Source organism: Mesorhizobium sp. L-8-3 (assembly GCF_016756615.1).
Classification (GTDB): domain Bacteria; phylum Pseudomonadota; class Alphaproteobacteria; order Rhizobiales; family Rhizobiaceae.
In genome coordinates this window covers 3,552,198-3,569,968 of sequence record NZ_AP023262.1, presented here as the reverse complement: position 1 = coordinate 3,569,968, position 17,771 = coordinate 3,552,198, and the positions used below count along the sequence as shown (strand labels likewise).

Genomic DNA, 17,771 nt, shown 5'->3' with positions numbered 1-17,771 from the left:
AGAAGACCGCCCGCCGGCACGGCGCATATGCGAGGGGAACATGGATCCGATTTCGAAACTGCTGGTGGCCTACAAGATTCCAATCGGGGCCTGGGGCAAGGCGTTCTTCACCTTCCTGACAGACAACTTCAACGCCCTGTTCCGGGGCTTCTCCGGGAGCCTCAACTTCATTCTGGACGGGCTCGTCGATACTCTCCTCCTGCTGCCGCCCGTCCTGATCGTGGCGCTGATCACTCTCCTGGCCTGGTATCTTCAGCGATCGAGGGCGCTCGCCGCCGGCGTCGCGATCGGTCTACTCTTCATCGTCAATCAGGGGCTCTGGAAGCAGACCGTCGAGACGCTGGTTCTGGTGGTCGCCGCGTCGGCCGCCTCGATGCTGATCGGCGTGCCGCTCGGCATCTGGGCCGCGCACAAGCCCAGGGTCTACCGGGTCATGCTCCCGGTGCTCGATCTGATGCAGACCCTGCCGACCTTTGTCTACCTGATCCCGGTCCTCACCTTGTTCGGCCTCGGAAACGCACCCGGCCTCATCGTCACCATCATCTTCGTCATCCCGTCAGCGGTGCGGCTGACCCATCTCGGCATAACCTCTGTGCCCAAGACGATCATCGAGGCCGGTGAATCCTTCGGCGCCACCAGGCGCCAGTTGCTTTGGAAGGTCGAACTGCCGGCCGCACTTCCCACCATCATGGCCGGCCTCACCCAGTGTATCATGCTGTCGCTGTCGATGGTGGTCTTCGCCGCGCTCATCGGCGCCGGCGGCCTCGGCACCGAAATCAACCGGGCGCTGGGTTCGCGCAGGATCGATCTCGGTCTCGAGGCGGGTCTTGCCATCGTGGTGCTCGCCATCGTGCTCGACCGGATGACCCGCATCGGCGTGGGAGGCAAGAAATGAACGTCGCCGTCGATTTCAAGAATGTCGACATCGTTTTCGGCCCGGATGCCGCCGATGCGCTGGCCATGGTCGACAAGGGCGCGACACGCGCGGAGATCCTCGAGAGGACAGGCAATGTGCTGGGCTGCGCCGGCGCAAGCCTGACGATACGGGAAGGCGAGATCTCCGTCCTGATGGGACTGTCGGGTTCAGGCAAGTCGACGCTGCTGCGCGCCGTCAACAGGCTCAACGTCGTCAGCCGCGGCCAGGTCCTGGTCAGGGACGGCGACGCCATGGTCGACGTCGTGTCCTGCGACGAGGCCACGCTGCGGCGGCTTCGCCAGCATCAGGTCGCCATGGTGTTTCAGCAGTTCGCCCTCCTGCCGTGGCGCACGGTCGAGGAGAATGTCGGCTTCGGGCTGGAACTCGCCGGCGTTCCCGAGGCCGAACGCAAGGAGCGTGTTCACCGGCAGCTCAAGCTGGTCGGCCTCGACCAGTGGGCGCGCAAATACGCTCATGAGCTCTCGGGCGGCATGCAGCAGCGCGTCGGTCTTGCCCGCGCCTTCGCCACCGAAGCACCGATCCTCCTGATGGACGAGCCCTTCTCGGCTCTCGACCCTCTGATCCGGACGAAGCTGCAGGACGAGCTTCTGCAGCTTCAGGCGTCGCTCAGGAAGACCATCATTTTCGTCTCCCACGACCTGGAGGAAGCCCTCAAGATCGGCAGCCATATCACCATCATGGAGGGCGGCAGGATCGTTCAGACCGGCGCGCCGGAGGACATCGTGCTGCGCCCGGCCAACGATTACGTCCGCGACTTCATCGCCAACGTCAATCCGCTCTCCGTGCTGACCGCCTGGAACGTGATGCGCGACCGCCGCGACCTGGAGACTGCCGGCGAAGGCTGGGTCTGGCTGGACCGGCGCAAGACGACGCGCTTCCGCCTCGACGCCGACGGGCTGGTCGAGGCGGCCGAGCGCAACGGCAGGCCGGTGATCTGGGGCTCCTGCGACGAGATCGAGCAGCTCTCCGAGGATGCGCCCCATGTGTTCTGGGCGAAGCCCGGCACCTCCCTGAAGATCGTCATGCTGGCAATGCACCGATCGCAGACCGCGCCGGTCGCTCTGTTCGACGAACAGTCGCGCTTCGTCGGCGCCATCGGCATCAGGGATGTGCTGTCGGCGGTGTTGCGGCGGTAGAGCCCATGCACCCCATGGGTGCGCAAACGCCCTATCGCAGATAAGCGACCTCCTTCCAGTGGCCGCGCCCCGGCCCCTCGAAACATTCGGCAACTATATACTTGAGAACGGAGGGCATATCCCCGATAGTGTGGCCATAGGAAGTTAGCCATGGCCCAAGCGCCCATCCAGAACCGAGCCTTTTATTGCGAGGACGCCGCCCGCGAAGCCTTAGAAGCGGTGCGCTGGCCTGAGGGGGCCTTTTGCCCTCACTGTGGCAACCTGGATCAGGAGAAGATAGCAAAAGGCCAGGGCACGGCTCATCGCCCCGGCCTCTACTATTGTGCGGCTTGCAACGGCCAGTTTACCGTGACGGTCGGAACTGTCATGGAGCGCAGCAAAATTCCCCTGTCGAAGTGGCTGTTCGCGATGCACCTCATGGGCGTGTCGATGAAGGGCATGAGCGCATTGCAGCTTAGCCGCATGCTCGGCGTCACCTATAAGACCGCATGGTTTCTGTGCCATCGCATCCGCGAAGCTATGACGCCCGACCAGCGCGGCCCCATCGGCAGCGCGAACAAGTAGTCGAAAGCGACGAAAAGTATATCGGCGGCAAGGAGAAGAACCGCGCGTATGCGAAGAAAGATCCTACGAAACACGCCGTGGTCGCTCTCGTTGATCGCGACGACAACAGCTACTCGTTTCACGCCGCCAATGCTAAGGCTGACACTCTTCGCGAGACCATCAACAAAGTCGCCGACGCCAAGTCTCATTTGGTGACGGACGAACTGCTTTCCTACGCCCCTATCGGAAAGGAATTTGCGGGTCATACCACCGTCAATCACTCGGCCGATGAGTATGTAAGGCTTGGCGGATTGCTCACGTCTACACGGACCAACGCCGGTTCAGCCTTATGAAGCGCGCTGTGTTAGGCACTCTCCACTCGATCAGCGAAGCGCATCTTTCGCGCTATCTGGCCGAATGGGATTTCAAGTTCAACACCCGCCAAATGAAGGACGGGGAGCGTGCGACGCTGATTGCCAAGGGCATTGAGGGTAAGCCTCTCATGTACCGACCGGCTGACGAAAATTACGAAAAGAAATCAGTTTGTTAAGCGCCTTGCGGCTTGGAGCAAGACGCGCGGCCTTTAGGGCTGCGCTTCGCCTTCGCTGGTCGTCCGACTTTCATTTCGTCATGGCGTTTCGGCGGTAGCGCCAACACTTGTTGCAGGACCTTCACCGTCGCGTGGTCCAGTTTAGGTTTCTTCGTTGCCATTGCACGGGCTCGCGATCTGTTGTGCCCACACACCTTTAGAGAAGAGGGGCCAGACGGCCATCCCGCCTGAAGTCTTCAGCGTCCTCGGCCACCACATAGACGAAAGGCCCACCTTGGCGATACGGGCCGTTTGGTTTGACCTCCCCCGGCGCAAATGGAGTGGTCAACTCGCGGCCACCTTCACCCTCAATGATAAAATTCCAGTGCTTCCCCCAAATAGCGTCTGATTCTTGCACGCTATCGGGATACTGGCTTTTCAGCCACATTGCATATCGGATCAGCGCCGAACCTTTAGGCTGCAACTGGGCAATGAGGAGAAGATCGCCAGGGTTGGCCCTCTTAATGAGCCGGTCCGAAGCGTGTTTTTGATGGTCAATCACGCCCCTCATGTGTTCCGCTGTCGTCTTTAGAATTATGATTGTAGGAGTGGGCTGCATCATGCTGCTTCCGTTGTCTTTTCGACCTGCTGAATCGGCCCGACCAGATCAGGAACGTTGACGCGCGGCGAGAAAAACATCACTTCCTTGCCAACGCGCGTCTCACGGGCGGAATATCCCACATTGTAAACCACGCTACGGAATTTTGCGTATAGCGCCTTGATTGGATCCACGTTGTCGTAGGAAACGATCCAGTGACGCTCGTTCATGTTCGCAGCAATGAAGCTCGCCAAGTCAGCGTGGTCGTCAGGCTTGTAGTAGTCGTAGTACAGATTGCGGCCTTGATCATAGTAAGGCGGATCAAGATAAATCAGCGTATTTTCCGGCCACTTGCGCAGGCCGAACCTCAGCAATGCCAGAGCATCGCTTTGCGTGAGCTTTATCCGGCTACGCATCTTCGCAATTGACTCGATGCGAAATATCAGCTCGTCCGCGTTATAACGGGCATCAAGCTTCCATGGACCGGTTTGATCCCTCCCGCCGATCACGCCTGCATTCAAAATGCCGGAGCGGTTGGTTCGGTTAAGGAAGAAGGTCGCAAAGCCAAGCTGCACGTAACTATGATTGCGAGGGTTGGCGAAAATCTTCTTCTGCCGATCCCATGAGGCCACGGACAACCGCGTGTCTTTGATCATCCGGCAAAGTTCTTCGCTATCGTTCAAAACGGCTTTCCAGAACGAATAGACGGGCTGGCTGAGGTCGTTAATGTGAATCCTGCTGACGTATTCCTGAAATAGGAGTTCGAGCGCGATAGCCGCGCCGCCGGCATACGGTTCCACATATTCCCCGTCGAACAGGTTATTCGCTCGAATTAGCTCTTTGACGTATGCGGCGAGTTTCCCTTTCCCTCCGGGATAGCGAAGCGGCGTAAAGTGCATCAGGCGCCGCGGCTCCGCCTCTCCCGCGGTCACGGCCAAATCTTCTCAAAAAGCGGCTGAGCGTGCTCCCACGCGGCCTTCAACTCAGGAGTTGAAGGCGTCGCGAAACGGTCGTGGATATAGCGGTGGAACAGGTCAATGTTCATTGGGCTGGTAGGAACGTTCAGGCTGCGAATGATTGTTGCGAAATGCGCTTGCGGTACGCCCTTTGATACCAGATCAGCCACCACCTCGGCCAGCTTTTTGTCGAGGCTTTTGAACTTGGTTTGGCCGTTTGGTGCCTTGAAGCTGACGGACCCGCCGTTGCTTTCCAGAAAGTGGTCAACTGACAATTCGAGAAAAACGCGGAGCAGAACGGCAATTGCGTTCTGAGCGTCGTCGAGTTTCAGAGTTCGCAGTTCCTTGTAGATTTCGGCTATCCGATTGTCAGCGACATGGATCGGACAGCCTTTTGGCACAACCTCTCGCCGGTCGCTCGGGTCCGGCTTCCGCCTTGCCGGTTTTGCGCTGGTCTTCGTGAATTCCGATTTTTGAATTCCTTCGAGGGCCCGCTCAGCAATTTTCTTTGTGAGGTCGGGGCTGTCTGCCTTTGCGAAACCCCGCACATAGTTAACCATCTGTTCCGTTTTGTTGAAGCTGCGCGAGTTGACTTTCTTGTCAGCGATGTCGCGCACCATCTTCTTGAGCGGCTTAATGATTTCATTCGCAGGAAGCGTTGTGCTCAGTTGGCCGTCCTTAACCGTCAATCCGAGCATCGCCCTGATTTCCTCGGATTCCACAAGGCGCCGCAGTGTCGTCAACGAGAATTTGGAACGGATTGCCTCGGCTTCACCCTCGCTGAATCCGCCGTGTTCGATTGCCAAGTCCAAGGCCTGGATTGCCGGCTCCCTCTTCCGGAAGCGAGCCGCGACGATCGGCTTCCATCCGACAATGCCCCGACCGTCATCCTCCCCATTGTGGCGCAGTTCAATCCAGTATCTTCCCTCTTCGCGGGAACCAACTTCGTAACCCGCGATCGGCTCGACCTTGCTCTTGTGAAAAATGCCCGCCAAACGCTCCATGGAGCGCTGCACACCTTCCGGCATCTCAAGGCCGGTCATTGCAGCCGGGTTCACCAACAGCTTGAGCGCAGCTACGCGACGGTTGCCCTCCAATGCGATATAGCGCTTTGGCTTCGCGCTCACCTCGAGGACCATCAACCTTTCGATGGGGCTGAGACCATGCTCAACGATGCTCTCTGCCAAGCGGACCAGTTTCATCTTCTGGTCCCTCACGACTTTCTGAAAAGCTTCTTGCTGTCCCGCCGCATGAGTAATACGCGGGTTGTCATTGTCGAGCACGAGATGCTCGACCTTCAAGTCGATTTCCGGCATGGCCCCTCTCCCAAAAAAAGAAATGATACGCCGCTCACAAGTTGTCAGTAAAGGGCATGGGACAACCGCCCCTTATCGATCACGTCCGTTGTCAAGTGTATAGTTGCCAATATTCGATGAGCGCAGCCGAGTTGATGAAGCCAGGATGCCGCTCGTTCGGACCGAACTGATAGCGAAGGATGCACATCTCCGAGCAGATGACGTTGTTGGGCGGCAGCCTCCATCGCCGTCATGCGAGCCCGGCCATCGTCCACACCCGTGCCGGACCGGCGCAGCGGATCACATTGCGTTGAAATCCCCTCGACATGCCTCCGACCGGGTTCCAAGATCGACCGAGGCATAGGCTTCCGGGCGGCGGACCGCGCCGGGGCCGACGCGACAGGGAATGCGAGCGGCCGAGCGCGCTCGCTCAACCACCGTCGGAGGGTAGGATGCCCGACACCTTCGTCAAACCGCGCACCAGACCTCGACTGAAGACCGAACGGCCGAAGCTGCACAAGGTCATCCTCGTCAACGACGACTTCACGCCGCGAGAATTCGTGGTGCGGGTGCTCAAGGCCGAATTCCGCATGACCGCGGACCAGGCTTACAAGGTGATGATCACCGCGCACCGGCGTGGCGTCTGCGTGGTTGCCGTCTACGCCAAGGACATCGCCGAGACCAAGGCGACGCGCGCCACGGACGCCGGCCGCGCCGCCGGCTTCCCTCTGCTGTTCACAACCGAGCCCGAAGAGTAGGGCAGCGCTGTTTTCCGGTGCTTGCACCGCCCTCGCCGCGCGCCTACGATAGTGCGAATTTGTTCTAGTTCATAACATTTGGAGGACTACACCATGAACCCATCCGGCATCGTGGCGATCGTGACCGGCGGCGGCTCCGGCCTCGGCGAGGCCACCGCGCGGGCGCTCGCGGCCAAGGGCGCCAGGCTCGCACTGTTCGACGTCGGCATGGACCGGGCCGAAAAAGTCGCCGGCGAGATCGGCGGCATCGCGGTCAAGTGCGACGTGTCCAGCGCCGAGGGCGGCGAGGCTGCCTTCGCCGAAGCCGCCGAAAGGCTCGGACCGGCGCGTATCCTGGTCAACTGCGCCGGCATCGCCATCGCCATGAAGACGGTAGGCAAGGACGGGCCGCACCCGCTCGACCTCTATCGCAAGGTGCTCGAGGTCAATCTGCTCGGCACCTTCAACATGATCCGGCTGTTTGCCGCCCGCGCCCAGAACCTCGACCCCCTCGATGGCGGCGAGCGCGGCGTCATCGTCAACACGGCTTCCGTGGCGGCCTTCGACGGCCAGATCGGCCAGGTCGCCTATTCCTCCTCGAAGGGGGGCGTGGTCGGCATGACGCTGCCCGTCGCGCGCGACCTCGCCCGCTCGGGCATCCGCGTCTGCACCATCGCGCCGGGCATCTTCCGCACGCCGATGATGGACGGCCTGCCGAAGGAGGCCCAGGATTCTCTCGGCCACCAGGTTCCCTTCCCGCCACGCCTCGGCGAGCCCAGCGAATATGCCGCGCTTGCCTGCCACATCGTCGAGAACCAGATGCTCAACGGCGAAACGATCCGCCTCGACGGCGCGATCCGCATGGCCCCGAAGTAAGGCTCGACGCCATGACGGAAGGAGGAAAGACGGGCCCGCTCGCCGGGCTGACCGTCATCGAGATGGCCGGCATCGGCCCGGTGCCGCTGGCCGGGCTGATCTTGTCGGAACTCGGCGCCGAAGTCATCCGCGTCGAGCGGCTGAATGCCGGCATCCCTTTCCTCCCCACCCCGCCCGAATTCGATCTCGACCGGCACGGACGCGGCGTGCTCGAGATCGATCTCAAGCGGCCCGAGGCGATCGAACTGCTGCTCAGGCTCATCGGAAAAGCCGACATCCTGGTCGAGGGCTATCGTCCAGGCGTGATGGAACGCCTCGGGCTCGGGCCGGACATCACATTCGCTCGCAATCCCGGTCTCATCTATGGCCGCATGACCGGCTTCGGCCAGGACGGGCCGCTCGCCGCCCGCGCCGGCCACGACCTGACCTATCTCGCCTATTCGGGCGTGCTGCATGCCATCGGCCCGCGCGACGGCAAGCCGGTGCCGCCGCTCAATCTTGCGGCGGACTATGGCGGCGGCACCATGTTCCTGCTGCTCGGGGTACTCGCGGCTTTGTTCGAGCGTCAGAAGTCGGGCAAGGGCCAGGTGGTCGACGCGGCCATGGTCGAAGGCGCCTCGATGCTCGCCGCACCGTTCTTCGCCTTCCTCGCCGCGGGCTTCTGGAAGGACAGGCGCGGCGTCAACCTGCTCGATACGGGCGCCCCGTTCTACGACACCTATCAGACCGAGGATGGAAGGCACGTCGCCGTGGCCTGCCTCGAGCCGCAATTCTTCGCCGAGTTCGCACGGCTCCTGCCGCTCGAGGAGCGGTTCGCCGCCGCGCAATATGACAGGCGGCTGTGGGACGACATGCGAGCAGCGATCGCTGCCCGCATCGGCGAGCGCACTCGTGACGAGTGGGCCACTCTTTTCGAAGGAACCGATGCCTGCGTGGCGCCGGTGCTGTCGCTCGAAGAGGCCCCGAACCATCCCCACAACCGTGCGCGCGGCACCCATCGGCAGGCCGGAACGCTCGTCCGGCCTGCGCCTGCCCCGCGTTTCTCGCGCACGCCTGCCCAGCTCTCGGAGCCCGGCGGCGGGCGGGCCGATCCGGCGGAGTTGCTCGCGCGCTTCGGCATCGACAAGTCCGACACCGAGGCTCTTGTCATGTCGGGTGTCGTCGGGAATAAGCTGACCGCACCAATCAGGTAATTTGGGGTCGGGCATGGCGGAAGCGAAGAAGGATGTGATCCGGGAAACCGACGCTGAAGCGATCCGTCTCGCCAGGACGCTGATCCGCCGCGCCCGCTACGGCGCGCTCGCCGTGCTCGATCCGGCCGACGGCGCTCCGCTCGCGAGCCGCGTGGCGGTCGCCACCGACCTGGACGGCACGCCGATCATCCTCGTCTCGGCGCTCTCCGCCCACACCGCGGCACTGGCCGCTGATTCCCGATGCTCGCTTCTCGTCGGCGAACCGGGCAAGGGCGATCCGCTGGCGCATCCGCGCATCACCCTTTCCTGCACGGCCGTGCGCCTGGAACGCGGAACGCCGGACCAGGCGCGTGTCGAGCGGCGCTATCTCAACCGCCAGCCCAAGGCGAAGCTTTACGCCGGCTTCCCTGATTTTTCCTATTTCAGGCTCGAACCGCGGAAGGCCAGCCTCAATGGCGGCTTCGGCAAGGCCTATCTGCTGGACCGTTCCGATCTTGTCGTCGAAGGCGCCGCGACCGAAGAGCTGGCGGAGCGGGAACAGGGCGCCGTCGACCATATGAATGCCGACCATCTCGATGCGATCGCGGTTTATGCCAGGCAATTCGCCAAGGCCTCCGGCGACGGCTGGATCATCACCGGCCTCGACGCCGAGGGCATCGATATCGCCAGCGGCGACGAAACCCAGCGCGTCTTTTTTCCCGAGCCGCTCGCCTCGGCGGCGGACCTGCGCAAAGTGCTCGTCGAACTCGCCCGCAGCGGACGCGAACAGGAGCAGCGCTGAAGCATGGCTGTCGAAAGTGGGAACCGGTTTCGGGACAAAGAAATGCGCCAAATCTAGAACCTACAGCGTGCCTCCCGGACCCGAGAGCGGGTTCCGGTTTCCGGACAAATCCGACGCTGCAACAAATGGATCGAGCTGCGTGGAACCATCTGGACGTGCAATGGACGCCCTATCGCTTTGAATTTGCTATTGGCCCGACACGCGATGGTTGAATCTGCCTTTAAGGTCCTGGAAAGTTATACTAGTTAGAAATGTAGCCTGATTCACCGTCACGAACGAATCGGAGCCTACCGACTGGCGCTATCGCCCCCAATAGCGGCCGGCGGCGCTGGAGTGAGCGGGGGTAACATGGTTTCGAAGAAGCTTGTCGATAATATCGAGGCCGCTGCGGCGCTCCTCGACCTCCTCGGCAACGACAAGCGCCTGACTATCGTCAGTTACCTCGTCGAGGGCGAAATGTCGGTCGGTGCGATCGCGGAGAAAGTGGAACTCAGCCAATCGGCGCTTTCCCAGCATCTCGCCAAGCTGCGCAAGCTGGATCTGGTGCAGACACGGCGCGACCGCCAGATGATCTATTATTCCTGCCGTTCGGAGGCCGTCCGCAGCTTGCTCGCCACGCTCGACGAGATCTTCGGGACAGGCAAGCCCGTTGAACGGCCGCTGTTGCGCAAGAGCGGAACCTGAACCGGCTTGCCTTCACGCCGCAACCACGGCAAGCGAAGGGCATGACCGGAAGCAACGAAAGACAGGTTGGAATAGCTGGCTCCGATGCCGTCCGGATCGACGATCCGGACGATCCGCGTGTCGCACCCTACAGGAACATCCGCGAACGTGATCTCGTGGGTCGCGAAGGCCGCTTCGTCGCCGAGGGCAAAGTCGTCCTCGACGTGCTTTTCCGTGCGCAGCGTTTTACGGTCGAATCCGTTTTGGTGCTCGAGAACCGGCTGGAGGGACTGCGCCGCGTCTTGAGCTCGGCGCCGGCTGATCTGCCTGTTTATGTCGCCTCCAGGGCGGTGATGGACGCGATCGCAGGCTTCCATATCCACCGCGGCATCCTGGGGATCGGCCGGCGCCGGGACACGCAGTCCGCCGACAACTTGCTCGCCGGTCTGCCGACCCGGGCGCTCGTCGTGATGCTCGTCGGCATCGCCAACCATGACAATGTCGGCGCGATCTTCCGCAACGCCGCCGCCTTCGGCGCGGATGCCGTGCTCCTCGACGCCACGAGCTGCGACCCACTCTACCGCAAGGCAATCAGGGTGTCGGTCGGCGCGGCGCTGAAAGTCCCCTTCGCGGCCGGGCCGGATGCCGAAAGCATACTTGCGCTTCTGGCACGCCACGCCTTCGTGCCGGTCGCCCTGTCGCCGCGCGGCAGAGACGACATCCGCACCCTCGCCCGGCCCGAACGTATCGCGCTGGTCCTCGGCACCGAAGGGGAAGGCCTGCCCGAAGCCTTGATGGCCAGGATGCGGACCGCCCGGATCGCCATGGCGCCTGGTTTCGACAGCCTCAACGTGGCTGCCGCTTCGGCGATCGCGCTGCACGAACTGTGGGAAGGACAGTAGCTGTCCGGGAATTGGCACAGGCGGGTCGCGTGGATCCAACGACATCCATCCACGCCCACCGGATGTGTCGACACCCAGTGCCTTCCGTCAGTTCGGTGAAACGGCCTTCTGCAGCGCCGCAACCCGCTCGGCGAGGCTGGTGATCTTGTCGTGCTGATCCGGCCTCGGCTCGTCTTGCCGGGCGGCCAACGCGACACGGATCGGCGAGTCCGGCCCTTCCTGGGCAGCCGTCATATTGACCATCTCGGCGGCGAGTTCGTGGATGTCCTCACGCAGTTGCGCGTTTTCGCGAAGCTCCTCTTCCGGCTCTTCGCCCCGCCCCTGCGCGGCGAGATCGGTCCGGAGCCTGCGGTTGCTGCGGGTCAGCGCCATCAGCCGCGCTTCGAGACGGTCGCGGTCCTCCTTGAGCTTCTCGACCATCGTCCGGGCATCCTCGCCGCCGACGCTGGAGAGGGCCGACTGCCGCGCTTCGCCTGAAGGATTGACACCATCCTCCGCCGCATCGCCCTTGCGCCGCCGCGCCAGTTCTCTTTCGCGACGGTCGAGTCGCTCCTCATGATCGGCAAGGCTCGTCATCAATCGCTCCACCTTCTTCTCGAGGTCGCCGACTTTCTTCGTCTCGACCTTCAGCGCCTCACGTGCCTTCCTGCCTTCGGCCGCAGCCTCCAGCATGCGCCGCTCGTGGTCTTTGGTCTGCTTGCGCATGGCCGACATATCGAGGTTCAGCCTGTCGACGTCGCTCTCGCGCGCGACCAGCTCGATCTGACGGTTGCTGGAGACGAGCATCGCCTCGTCATACATGCGGCCGAGCTTCTCGAACTCGAGCGCGCGCTGCTCGAGCAGTCGCTCGGCCTCGGCCAGGCGGTCCGCCAACTCCCGGATCCTGTCCTCGCGACGTTCCAGCTCTGCGCCGAGCTCGGCGTTCCTGGCCTCGCTCTGCGCCATCGCCTTCTGCGTATCGGCGGTGCCGGCATCGAGCCGCCGCATCTCTGCGCGGCCGCGCTCGATCTCGATCATCTGCGCAGTGGCCTTGTCGCCGAGCGACTTGAGGTTCATCTCGAGCCGGCGCGTCGACATCGCGAACTCGGCCCGCAGGCGGTCCCTGTCCGCCTGTATCTCCGCGGCGGAGAGCGGGACAGTTGCCTCGATGCGGCGTTTCGTCAGCATCTCGGCCCGCCGCCAGAACGCCGGCGCGATCATCAGCGCAATGAATCCCGCGCACAGGAAGCCGAGAACGAAGAAGAGTATCGACTGGATCACACGCGACTATCCGTTGCAGCGGCAGGCATTCCTATGTGCCATATCGCCGTGACGCGAATCCAGTACCGACTTGGGATGTCTCCCGCTCGGTCCGGATCGTTTCGGTGCGCAGGCTTGCCCGCGCGCCGCCCGGCTCTCGGGCTCAGAACGGGTTCCAGGTCGGGCGCTCCGTCAGCTTCAGATAGCCGACATTGACGCCGAGCCGCGCGCCCACGCCTGTGCGCACCGGCACGAGCAGCACATTGCCGTTGCGCATGACCTCGAACCCCAGGCCCGCGACCACATAGGCCGAGCCCGCCACGCCCGGGTAGCGGTTGTACAGGCTGGAGACATCATCGAGGTTGTAGACGAGGATCATCGTGCGCGAGCCCGTGCCGCCGAAATCCCAGCCGAGAGAGGGCCCCTGCCAGAATACCTTATGGTCGCCCGCATTCTTGGTGTAGAGCGTTCCTTCGCCGTAGGTGAGGCCGCCGACGAAGGCGCCCGATCCTTCCTCGCCGAGCACGTAGCCGTTAGGCAGGCCGTAGGAGGCGAAGATTTTCTCGATCACCGTGCCGAGCCCGCCGGAGGTGGCGCCGAAAAAGCGGTGACCCGAATCGACGATTTCCTGCGCCGTGTATTCCTGGGCGCGCGACGCGCCGGCCGACATCACCATGAAGGCGAGGGAAAACAACGACGCTGCGATCAGCCGGACAAGGCTCCGGTCTTCTAGTCTGCAAAACATGCTTCCTGTCTCCGTACGGGAGCACATCTGCCGACGCCCGGCCCCTTCCGCTCTTGCTGGCGGTTCGGTGCCTCTTACGGGCAAGCTATGCCGTAATCCTTTTTCAACCATTAAGCTTTCACATGAAGATGGCGGATCGATGGTCGTCAGCACGCGCCGCCCCCGCGTTTGTGGCCTCTTGCGAGGCTCGGGATGGGTTTTCTTGCTGACGGAACAGCCACTGTGTAAACGAATCCCGACCAGAACGAGCGTGATTCGCACCTGCCGTGAGACGTTCCTCCAGGGCAGGCAAAGACGATCCGGAGACCCCTGAATGGCCGACCTTTTCACGCTTTCGGCAGCCGATCTCGCCGCGCTTCTGTGCAGCCGGGTGTGCCATGACATCATCTCTCCGGTCGGCGCCATCAACAACGGCCTCGAGCTGCTCGACGAGGGCGGCGCCGACGAGGATGCGATGAACCTCATCCGCACCAGCGCCCGCAATGCCTCTGCCCGCCTGCAATTCGCCCGTATCGCTTTCGGCGCGGCCGGCTCGGCCGGCATGCTGATCGACACCGGCGACGCCGAAGCCGTGACCGCCGCCTTCATCCGCAACGAGAAGCCGGAACTCGTCTGGAACGGCCAGCGCGCGCTGCTGCCGAAGAACAAGGTCAAGCTGCTGCTCAACCTGGTGCTGATCGCCATCGGGGCCATTCCGCGCGGCGGCAAGATCACCGTGACGCTCGACGACGTCGAGACCGAGCCGAAGTTCACGCTGTCCGCCGCCGGCCCGATGGTCCGTGTTCCACCGAAATTCCTGGAGCTGCATTCCGGCCACAAGCCGGACGAGCCTATCGATGCCCATGCCGTTCAGCCCTATTACACGCTGCTGCTTGCCCGCGATGCCGGCATGACCATCTCGATCCGGGCGACACCCGAGGAGATCGTGCTGTCCGCGGCCTGAAGCATGTCTCCGGACGGTGCTGGTGTGGACGGCTCCCCGGCTGCATCGGATGAGGTCAATGAGACCTCGAGCAAGTTTGCAGCGGTCTTTGGAAAAAGTCATGCGCCAGGTCAGGGACTTGCAGCCTCTAGCGTGAACACGCGACGCGCTGTGGACGGCCCGCGCGCGGCGCCAAAATCCCTGTCGCTACAAGTTTAGCCAACGCGTTTCCCGGTTTTTTAGATCGCTCCCCTAAGGTTCGCGGCGAGATCCGGGAATGGATTGGTCAGGTCAGGGGGCCGGTCATGAAACGCTGCATGTTCGTCGACGATTCGAGCGTGATCAGGAAGGTCGCCAAGCGCATCCTGAACGGGCCCGACATGCTGGTGATCGAAGCGGACAACGGCCAGGACGCGCTCGACATGTGCGCGGCCGACATGCCCGACATCATCGTGGTGGACGGCGCCCTGCCCGACATGAGCGCGGAAGACTTCATCCGCCGCGTCCGCGCCCTGCCCGGCCATGTCAGGCCGCAGATCGCGGTCAGCCTTGTCGAGGTCGACATCGGTGCCATCATGCGTGCCAAGCGCGCCGGTGCGCAGGGCTATCTGCTGAAGCCGTTCAACCGGCCGCAATTGCTGGAGCGCTTCCGCCAGTTCGATCTGGCTGCCTGACCAGAGGAGACAACGCGAGCGTTGATCCGCTTGTCGGCGCTCGTGCCGTCTTCTCCGGAAGCCGAGTTTGCAGACGCAAGACCCCGCTTGAAGCCCGGTCTCGTCGTCTGCGGCAATGGATTGGTCGTCAGGCGCTGGCGCGGATGTCTTCCGGCTCGCGCAGCACATAGCCGCGGCCCCACACCGTCTCGATATAGTTCTGGCCGCCCGACGAAGCGTCCAGCTTCTTCCTGAGCTTGCAGATGAAGACGTCGATGATCTTCAGCTCCGGCTCGTCCATGCCGCCATAGAGGTGGTTGAGGAACATTTCCTTGGTGAGCGTGGTGCCCTTGCGCAGCGACAGCAGCTCCAGCATCTGATATTCCTTGCCGGTGAGGTGCACGCGCTGTCCGCCGACCTCGACCGTCTTGGCATCGAGATTCACGATCAGGTCGCCGGTGGCGATGACCGACTGGGCATGCCCCTTGGAGCGGCGAACGATGGCGTGGATGCGCGCGACCAGTTCGTCCTTGTGGAATGGCTTGGTCATGTAGTCGTCGGCGCCGAAGCCGAGGCCGCGCACCTTGTCCTCGATGCCCGCCATGCCCGACAGGATCAGGATCGGGGTCTTGACCTTCGAGAGGCGAAGGGTCCGCAAGACTTCGTAGCCCGACATGTCGGGGAGATTCAGGTCGAGCAGGATGATGTCGTAGTCATAGAGCTTCCCGAGGTCGACGCCCTCTTCGCCCAGGTCCGTCGTATAGACGTTGAAGCTTTCCGACTTCAGCATCAGCTCGATGCTCTGTGCGGTTGCACTGTCGTCTTCAATCAGCAGAACGCGCATTTTATCCCCTTTCCTGCTGCCGCACCGGATGCGGGCATTCCGGCGCCGGAGCAGTGATTGCCTGAATCGGAGGCTGCCACCGAATGGTTAACAAAATCTGATTCCGCTTGGCAAGCGATATCGGATCTTTTCAGCTTTTCGGCACACCCTCTTGAATCTAAACATTTATCGCACAGAAATTCCACTCACGCGACACATTAACAAACTCTTCTAAGCGACTCCACGGACTCGCTAGTTCGGGTCGAAGTTTGCGTGCTCCGTGAAGCTGGAATTTTTACCGTGCCTTAAGTCCTGACGCGTATGATTAACAATGCCCGTAAACGAATGGTTACCGACGGCCGAAATCTTTAGGGAATTGTTTCCTTTGAGGCCGGGGGATGGGCGGCGGAGCGGACCTTTCCGGGACGGGGCGGGTTGGGCCAGCTCCATGTAATGCGTATTCGGGAGTAGCGAGTGATGAAGCCACGTGAGAACCTCGTCAGGCTGAAGCAGTTTCAGGCCAACGAGAAACGCCGACAGCTGGCGCAACTGGACATGATGATCGCCGAATTCGACCGGATGGCGAACGAACTGGAGATGCAGATCGGCGCCGAGGAGAAGAAAGCCGGCATCACCGATATCAATCATTTTGCCTATCCGACCTTCGCGAAGGCGGCCCGCCTGCGCCGCGACAATCTCAAGAACTCCCAGCACGACCTTATGGAACAGAGGAAGACGGCCGAGACGCTGCTCGCCGAGGCCGAAGCCGAGCTTTCCAAGGCCGAGATGCTGGAATCGCGCGACGCGCGCATGCGAGACGCCGAAGGCGAAGGCCGCAGCGCCATGATCGGCTGATCCCGGGGCCCTCCTCCCGGCGCTTCCTTCCCGGGGGGCGCTTTCCCGCGGGGCGCTTGCGTCCCCCGGCGGCCATCGCGGTCGAATGGGGCTTCCCCGCAATCATGGCCTTCGCCAAGATGGGCGATGCGCCGTCTTCTGCCTCTCCTGATCTTCGCCGCGACCGTCAGTTTCACGCTCGGCGTCGTCTTGCCGCTGATTCGCGTGGAGCGGCTCTTCCTCTTCACCGACGAGCCGTCGCTCGCCGCGATGGTCTACGGGCTGTGGGCAGGCGGCGACGTGCTGCTGGCGGCGATCGTCGGCCTGTTCTCCGTCGCATTTCCGGCCCTGAAGCTGGGCCTCCTGCATGTCGCCGCCTATGACGGGGCCGCGGGACATCGTCTGGTGCCGGGCTGGTTCAGGGCGCTGGCGCGCTGGTCGATGCTGGACGTCGTTCTGGTCGCCCTGGTGATCTTCGCCGCCAAGACGAGCGGCCTGGCGACGGCATCCACCCAGCCAGGGCTCTGGTTCTTCGCCGCGTCGGTGATTCTCACGGCTGCGGCCTCGGCCCTGGCGAAGGCTGAAGACTAAAGCATGTCTCCCGAAAGTGAGCCGCGGTTTCGCGGATAAAGACATGCGCAAAATCATCAAGCTGCTTCGATGCGGCGCTTTCCGGGAGATCCATCCCGATACTGGCGTGACCGGGCGGCTCGCATTCGAGACGCGGTTGCATCACGGAAGGATCCCCGGGGAGTACCTGCCGGTTGTGCTCCGGGACAGCAGCGCGAGGAGCGGCTTCCCATCCTGAACGGGCCCGTCTGGTTGATGCAACATACGGGCGAAACGAAACGAGGGCGCAAGTGCTGCGCCCTCGTTTCGTTTGATGCGTGGCAAGAAACGTCAGTGGCGGTATTGCTGGATCCTGGTGGTACGCAGGCCGGCCAGACCGTATTCGTCGATCGACGCCTGCCAGGAGAGGAATTCCTCGGTGGTCAGCTTGTAGCGCTGACAGGCCTCGTCGAGGCTGAGCAGACCGCCGCGCACCGCGGCAACGACTTCCGCCTTGCGCCGGATCACCCAGCGCCTGGTGTTGGAGGGCGGCAAGTCGGCAATTGTGAGCGGGCTGCCGTCGGGCCCGATCACATATTTGACACGCGGTCTAACCAGATCGGTCATCGTACTCTCTACGCTACTCAAAGACCTAATCGAACCGAGATTAGCCGGACAGCTTTAAAAAAGACCTAAACAACTCATACACGCTCTGGTGGCCGGGTTTACCTTTTGTTTGCCATGACCTTGTTTGCCATGACCGGGCGCCCGGCAAGGACGGGCTGCAGGCCCGGCAACGGCGGTGACGAATGCCAAAGGTCGATAACACCGACGTTTGGAGCGCGCGACTGCGCCGCCCG

The 17,771-nt window shown here is 62.5% G+C and carries 19 protein-coding genes and 1 pseudogene; 13 read left to right on the top strand and 7 right to left on the bottom strand.

From position 1 onward, the window contains the following. The first annotated feature begins 40 nt into the window (after positions 1-40). The 3 genes and pseudogenes from choW to JN302_RS16660 all read left to right on the top strand — a co-directional run bounded on the left by choW (position 41) and on the right by JN302_RS16660 (position 3,166). On the top strand, positions 41-895 hold the full coding sequence (choW, locus tag JN302_RS16670) for a choline ABC transporter permease subunit (protein WP_202313521.1): 855 nt from the start codon (positions 41-43) through the stop codon (positions 893-895). After that, entirely contained in the window at positions 892-2,073 is a 1,182-nt protein-coding gene (choV, locus tag JN302_RS16665; protein ID WP_202333754.1) for a choline ABC transporter ATP-binding protein, read from the top strand. The genes choW and choV overlap by 4 nt, the downstream gene beginning before the upstream one ends. Before the next feature lie 150 nt (positions 2,074-2,223). Then, positions 2,224-3,166, top strand: a pseudogene (locus tag JN302_RS16660) (IS1595 family transposase). Positions 3,167-3,362: 196 nt separating this feature from the next. Here JN302_RS16660 and JN302_RS16655 read toward each other — a convergent pair. Genes JN302_RS16655 through JN302_RS16645 form a run of 3 tightly spaced genes read right to left on the bottom strand, consistent with a single transcriptional unit; the run spans position 3,363 to position 6,015 of the window. Beyond that, positions 3,363-3,767, bottom strand: coding sequence for a hypothetical protein (locus tag JN302_RS16655; RefSeq protein ID WP_202333752.1), 405 nt, complete (start codon positions 3,765-3,767; stop codon positions 3,363-3,365). Then, positions 3,764-4,675: a DNA adenine methylase gene (locus tag JN302_RS16650; RefSeq protein ID WP_202333751.1), complete on the bottom strand. Its 912-nt coding sequence runs from the start codon at positions 4,673-4,675 to the stop codon at positions 3,764-3,766. Before JN302_RS16650 ends, JN302_RS16655 begins: the two co-directional genes overlap by 4 nt. Further along, positions 4,672-6,015 carry a hypothetical protein gene (locus tag JN302_RS16645; protein WP_202333750.1) on the bottom strand — a complete coding sequence of 448 codons (1,344 nt, stop codon included), beginning with the start codon at positions 6,013-6,015 and terminating at the stop codon, positions 4,672-4,674. The genes JN302_RS16650 and JN302_RS16645 overlap by 4 nt, the downstream gene beginning before the upstream one ends. 431 nt (positions 6,016-6,446) lie before the next feature. Here JN302_RS16645 and clpS point away from each other — a divergent pair, with 431 nt between their 5' ends. The 6 genes from clpS to JN302_RS16615 all read left to right on the top strand — a co-directional run bounded on the left by clpS (position 6,447) and on the right by JN302_RS16615 (position 11,146). Next, on the top strand, positions 6,447-6,752 hold the full coding sequence (gene clpS, locus JN302_RS16640; RefSeq protein WP_202333749.1) for an ATP-dependent Clp protease adapter ClpS: 306 nt from the start codon (positions 6,447-6,449) through the stop codon (positions 6,750-6,752). A gap of 93 nt (positions 6,753-6,845) precedes the next feature. Further along, complete coding sequence (locus JN302_RS16635; protein ID WP_202333748.1) at positions 6,846-7,607, top strand: 3-hydroxyacyl-CoA dehydrogenase; 762 nt, start codon at positions 6,846-6,848, stop codon at positions 7,605-7,607. Between the two features lie 11 nt (positions 7,608-7,618). Further along, positions 7,619-8,800, top strand: coding sequence for a CaiB/BaiF CoA transferase family protein (locus JN302_RS16630; RefSeq protein ID WP_202333747.1), 1,182 nt, complete (start codon positions 7,619-7,621; stop codon positions 8,798-8,800). Between the two features lie 13 nt (positions 8,801-8,813). Then, positions 8,814-9,581, top strand: coding sequence for a HugZ family pyridoxamine 5'-phosphate oxidase (locus JN302_RS16625; RefSeq protein WP_202313514.1), 768 nt, complete (start codon positions 8,814-8,816; stop codon positions 9,579-9,581). Between the two features lie 348 nt (positions 9,582-9,929). Beyond that, on the top strand, positions 9,930-10,265 hold the full coding sequence (locus JN302_RS16620; RefSeq protein WP_202313513.1) for an ArsR/SmtB family transcription factor: 336 nt from the start codon (positions 9,930-9,932) through the stop codon (positions 10,263-10,265). 41 nt (positions 10,266-10,306) lie between these two features. After that, the gene (locus JN302_RS16615) at positions 10,307-11,146 is read left to right on the top strand and encodes a TrmH family RNA methyltransferase (RefSeq protein ID WP_202333745.1); all 840 of its coding nucleotides are present in this window, start codon (positions 10,307-10,309) and stop codon (positions 11,144-11,146) included. Positions 11,147-11,233: 87 nt separating this feature from the next. Here the strand turns inward: JN302_RS16615 and JN302_RS16610 are convergent, their stop codons facing one another. Together JN302_RS16610 and JN302_RS16605 are read right to left on the bottom strand one after the other, a co-directional pair. Beyond that, positions 11,234-12,406 carry a hypothetical protein gene (locus JN302_RS16610; protein WP_202313511.1) on the bottom strand — a complete coding sequence of 391 codons (1,173 nt, stop codon included), beginning with the start codon at positions 12,404-12,406 and terminating at the stop codon, positions 11,234-11,236. A 142-nt stretch (positions 12,407-12,548) separates the two neighbouring features. After that, entirely contained in the window at positions 12,549-13,130 is a 582-nt protein-coding gene (locus JN302_RS16605; RefSeq protein WP_202313510.1) for a DUF1134 domain-containing protein, read from the bottom strand. Between the two features lie 313 nt (positions 13,131-13,443). Here JN302_RS16605 and chpT point away from each other — a divergent pair, with 313 nt between their 5' ends. Both chpT and JN302_RS16595 read left to right on the top strand, forming a co-directional pair. Next, positions 13,444-14,073 (top strand): histidine phosphotransferase ChpT, encoded by a 630-nt coding sequence (gene chpT / locus JN302_RS16600; protein ID WP_202333743.1) that lies wholly within the window; start codon positions 13,444-13,446, stop codon positions 14,071-14,073. 284 nt (positions 14,074-14,357) lie between these two features. Next, complete coding sequence (locus tag JN302_RS16595) at positions 14,358-14,726, top strand: response regulator (protein WP_202333740.1); 369 nt, start codon at positions 14,358-14,360, stop codon at positions 14,724-14,726. Between the two features lie 127 nt (positions 14,727-14,853). On the opposite strand, the gene ctrA is transcribed toward JN302_RS16595, so the two are convergent. After that, on the bottom strand, positions 14,854-15,549 hold the full coding sequence (gene ctrA, locus JN302_RS16590) for a response regulator transcription factor CtrA (RefSeq protein ID WP_202313506.1): 696 nt from the start codon (positions 15,547-15,549) through the stop codon (positions 14,854-14,856). 456 nt (positions 15,550-16,005) lie between these two features. Between ctrA and JN302_RS16585 the strand changes: the two genes are divergently transcribed. Next, positions 16,006-16,383, top strand: a complete 378-nt coding sequence (locus JN302_RS16585; RefSeq protein ID WP_202314801.1) for a flagellar export protein FliJ — start codon at positions 16,006-16,008, stop codon at positions 16,381-16,383. A gap of 126 nt (positions 16,384-16,509) precedes the next feature. Next, positions 16,510-16,953, top strand: coding sequence for a paraquat-inducible protein A (locus JN302_RS16580; RefSeq protein ID WP_202313505.1), 444 nt, complete (start codon positions 16,510-16,512; stop codon positions 16,951-16,953). Positions 16,954-17,262: 309 nt separating this feature from the next. On the opposite strand, the gene sciP is transcribed toward JN302_RS16580, so the two are convergent. After that, positions 17,263-17,538 carry a CtrA inhibitor SciP gene (gene sciP, locus JN302_RS16575; RefSeq protein ID WP_019173843.1) on the bottom strand — a complete coding sequence of 92 codons (276 nt, stop codon included), beginning with the start codon at positions 17,536-17,538 and terminating at the stop codon, positions 17,263-17,265. Positions 17,539-17,771 lie beyond the last annotated feature (233 nt).

What these genes read in the sequence shown, in the direction of transcription:
- choV (WP_202333754.1), top strand. Translation starts at nt 892, where the DNA reads ATGAACGTCGCCGTCGATTTCAAGAATGTCGACATCGTTTTCGGCCCG.
- JN302_RS16635 (WP_202333748.1), top strand. Translation starts at nt 6,846, where the DNA reads ATGAACCCATCCGGCATCGTGGCGATCGTGACCGGCGGCGGCTCCGGC.
- JN302_RS16630 (WP_202333747.1), top strand. Translation starts at nt 7,619, where the DNA reads ATGACGGAAGGAGGAAAGACGGGCCCGCTCGCCGGGCTGACCGTCATC.
- JN302_RS16605 (WP_202313510.1), bottom strand. Translation starts at nt 13,130, where the DNA reads ATGTTTTGCAGACTAGAAGACCGGAGCCTTGTCCGGCTGATCGCAGCG.
- JN302_RS16655 (WP_202333752.1), bottom strand. Translation starts at nt 3,767, where the DNA reads ATGATGCAGCCCACTCCTACAATCATAATTCTAAAGACGACAGCGGAA.
- chpT (WP_202333743.1), top strand. Translation starts at nt 13,444, where the DNA reads ATGGCCGACCTTTTCACGCTTTCGGCAGCCGATCTCGCCGCGCTTCTG.
- sciP (WP_019173843.1), bottom strand. Translation starts at nt 17,538, where the DNA reads ATGACCGATCTGGTTAGACCGCGTGTCAAATATGTGATCGGGCCCGAC.
- JN302_RS16595 (WP_202333740.1), top strand. Translation starts at nt 14,358, where the DNA reads ATGAAACGCTGCATGTTCGTCGACGATTCGAGCGTGATCAGGAAGGTC.
- JN302_RS16585 (WP_202314801.1), top strand. Translation starts at nt 16,006, where the DNA reads ATGAAGCCACGTGAGAACCTCGTCAGGCTGAAGCAGTTTCAGGCCAAC.
- JN302_RS16615 (WP_202333745.1), top strand. Translation starts at nt 10,307, where the DNA reads ATGACCGGAAGCAACGAAAGACAGGTTGGAATAGCTGGCTCCGATGCC.
- clpS (WP_202333749.1), top strand. Translation starts at nt 6,447, where the DNA reads ATGCCCGACACCTTCGTCAAACCGCGCACCAGACCTCGACTGAAGACC.
- ctrA (WP_202313506.1), bottom strand. Translation starts at nt 15,549, where the DNA reads ATGCGCGTTCTGCTGATTGAAGACGACAGTGCAACCGCACAGAGCATC.
- JN302_RS16620 (WP_202313513.1), top strand. Translation starts at nt 9,930, where the DNA reads ATGGTTTCGAAGAAGCTTGTCGATAATATCGAGGCCGCTGCGGCGCTC.
- choW (WP_202313521.1), top strand. Translation starts at nt 41, where the DNA reads ATGGATCCGATTTCGAAACTGCTGGTGGCCTACAAGATTCCAATCGGG.
- JN302_RS16645 (WP_202333750.1), bottom strand. Translation starts at nt 6,015, where the DNA reads ATGCCGGAAATCGACTTGAAGGTCGAGCATCTCGTGCTCGACAATGAC.
- JN302_RS16580 (WP_202313505.1), top strand. Translation starts at nt 16,510, where the DNA reads ATGCGCCGTCTTCTGCCTCTCCTGATCTTCGCCGCGACCGTCAGTTTC.
- JN302_RS16625 (WP_202313514.1), top strand. Translation starts at nt 8,814, where the DNA reads ATGGCGGAAGCGAAGAAGGATGTGATCCGGGAAACCGACGCTGAAGCG.